We start from the raw sequence: 2880 nt of genomic DNA, 5'->3' as shown, positions 1-2880 counted from the left end.
GCCAGCAACTGTGGTGGCCAGGCTGGTGGGAGTCCGATCGGCTGAGGGTGGGTTCCTCGCGCAGGTCGGCCGGAGGGGCGTGAGTGTGGCCGGAAAGCGGGGTTGGTTGGGGACGGATGCTGGGACCGAAGGCGGCCTGGCGCCCGTGACGCGGATTCGTGCGGGGCGAGGCCTCTGCTCGGTACGGCGATGATCTCGGCGAGCGCGGGGACCTTCACGGCATCGGTGGTGGCGGCTTTGCCGCGCGGGGCCGGAGGGCGGTCTGCACCGATGGGTGGGCGCGGGCTCGTAGAGGTTGTGTTGCCCGCTCAACGGCGATGGTGGCGTTGCCGCTGCCTTGTGAGCAGGCGGCTTGCGGGGGCGTCGATGCATCGAGCAGGGGGGTGGTGCTGCGGGTGAGGGTGATGGCGCTGCCGGAGCCTTCGGGTGGATGCGTGCCGGTGGGGCAGGTCGGTGCTGTGTGGCAGCGCGTGGGCGGGGGACTCGAGTAGGGGTGTCGCCGGTGCGTAGCAGGGGCTTCTTGCGAGGCGGGTGGGTTGATGTTGCGCCGGCGTCAGGCGGGGGCGCGGGGTGAGTGGTGTCGCGGGTGAGTGGCAGGGGCGTCGTGCCTGGGAGGCGCCGTCGGTGGACGGGGTGATGCTGCGCCGGTGGGGGTGGGAGCTCGGGGTGGGTGGTGTCGCCGGTGACTGGCGGGGTGCCTTGAGTAGGGAGCGAGGTCGGTGGGCCGGTTGATGTTGTGACTGCCCGTGTGGCGGGGACTCGGGATAGGCGGCGTGTCTGGTGTGCGTGACCTGGATGTGAGGCGTGCCGGTGGGGTCGGTCGAAGCTGGACGCGGAAGGGGTGCGCGGAGGTGGCGTTACCGGGGTGGTGGGGGCTGCGGTTCGGGTGCGCTGTGTGCAGAGCGGGCTGGGCGGGGAGCAGTTGATGCTGTGCGCTGACGTGTGGGAGATGGCTTCTGGGAGGCGTGCCGCGGGGAGCTGTGATGGTGCTGGGCTTGTGGGCCGCAGAGGAGTCTCGATGGTGAGCCGAGGGCGGGGTCGGTCCGGTGTTGTCGGTGAGTGGTGATGGGTGGTCCGGGCGTGTTGCGCAGCCAAGGCTGCGGAGCGGGCCGATGCGGTAGTAGGCACGGGACAGGCGGTCCTGCAAGTGGGGGTCATGGTGACTGGGCGGGCTTTTGTGCGCGAAGCGAGCTATGGAAAGCGGTCGATGCTGTGTGGCGCTGGGCGCTGCGGGGAGAAGCCGGTGCTTCGGGTGAATGGTGATCGGTGTGAGGGCTGGGGAGATCGTTTTGCCGATGGTGGGCGGATGGTGTTTGCGGAGCCTTGCGGTAATGGCCGATGCCTCGCTGAGTGGAACCAATTGGCGTATCGAGCCAATGCGAGCGAAGTCGATTTGGATTCGCTGATACGACGCCCCGAAGAGAACTGGATCGGGGCGGGGGATTGAGTGCGGAGTGAGTGATGGGGGAGCCCGGGTCGGATCGCTGTTGAGGGGCTGAGAGAAGCGTGCCGAGGCGCGGATGAGCGAGGCTCGCAGCGGGGGGAGTATTCGTCGCCGAGGCAGGGATGTCGGTGAGGTTTGGGGCTTCGCCGGTAAGGCAGAGGGCGGGGGCCGTGATGCTGCGCTGTGCAGGCGATGTGAGCCGATGCCGATCCCGGCGGTGAGGTGAGGAATCCGCGGCCATGATGCCGCACGGCAGGGCGAAGCCAGTGATGGCGGGGCCGATGTGGCGGCGAGGCGGGGCGATTCCATCCGCGGCTGCCGTGGGGCGGGCCCGCATGAGGTTTGGCGGCGTCGATGCTGGCGGGTGCGGTGCAGCGATCTCGTTCGGCGCGATGCTGTGCGGCCGGCCGACGTGGAGCTAGGTCGGGTCGACGCTAGCGGCGCGGAGAAGCGATCTCTTCCGGGGACTGCCGTGGGGCGGGCCGATGCGAGGTTTGGTGCGGTCGACGCTGGCGGTGTGGTGCAGCGATCTCTTCCGGCGCGATGCTGAGCGGCAGGCAGGTGCGTGGCTGGGTGGGGTTGATGCTGGTGGTGGGGAGAAGCGATTCCGTCTGGGGGTTGCGGTGGGGCGGGCCGATGTGTGGCTGGGTGGGGTTGATGCTGGTGGTGGGGAGAAGCGATTCCATCCGGGGACTGCGCTGCGACCGGCCGATGTGTGGCTAGGCGGCGCCTACGCTGCCGGCTAGGTGGAGCGATCTCCTCCGGCGGCGCGATGCGGTGCGGCGGGCCGATGTCAGCCAAGGTGGGGCCGACGCCGGCGGCGAGAGGGGGAGTCCAGTACAGGGCCGCGTTGTCGGGAACTGGAGTGACTTCAGGGCAGTTCGGTGGTTGGGTCCGTTGCCGGACAGACGGTTCCGGACGAAACCACCGGCGAAGCAAAATACCCCGGTCGTGCGGCAGGGCCCCGTCCCGAGGGGGGAGGGGGCCCTGCCGTGAAGTGCACGTCTCGGCGTGAACGCCGGGGTGTGTTACTTCTTCTTCGCAGCGCTGGTGCGCTTGGCGGCCGGCTTGGCAGCGGCCTTCCTCGCGGCCGGCTTGGCGGCGGCCTTCGTAGTGGTGGCCTTGGCAGCCGTGGCCTTGGCGGCGGGCTTGGCGGCAGCCTTGGTGGTGGCGGCCTTCGCGCGCGTCGCGGCGGGCTTGGCGGCGGTCTTGGTGGTGGCGGCGGGCTTCGCGGCCGTCGCGCGGGTGCGGGTGGTGGTGGAGCGCGTCGCCGCCGGGCGGGTGGCCGTGGTGCGCGAGGCGGCCGCCCGCGTCGTCGTGGTGGCGCGCGAGGCGGTCGCCGTGGTGGTGCGCTTGACGGCGGTGGCCTTCGGCAGCTTCTTCGTGCCGGAGATGACGTCCTTGAACGTCGTGCCCGCACGGAAGGCCGGCACGTT

General features: G+C 70.3%; 1 pseudogene. It reads right to left on the bottom strand.

The annotated features are described in order from the left end of the window. Positions 1–2472 precede the first annotated feature (2472 nt). Positions 2473–2880 (bottom strand): annotated as a pseudogene (locus AB0K15_RS47765) (HU family DNA-binding protein); the annotation flags it as partial.

The organism is Amycolatopsis sp. NPDC049253 (assembly GCF_040678995.1).
GTDB lineage: Bacteria > Actinomycetota > Actinomycetes > Mycobacteriales > Pseudonocardiaceae > Amycolatopsis.
The sequence above is the reverse complement of the archived record's forward strand: the minus strand, read 5'-3'. Positions and strand labels throughout refer to the sequence as shown.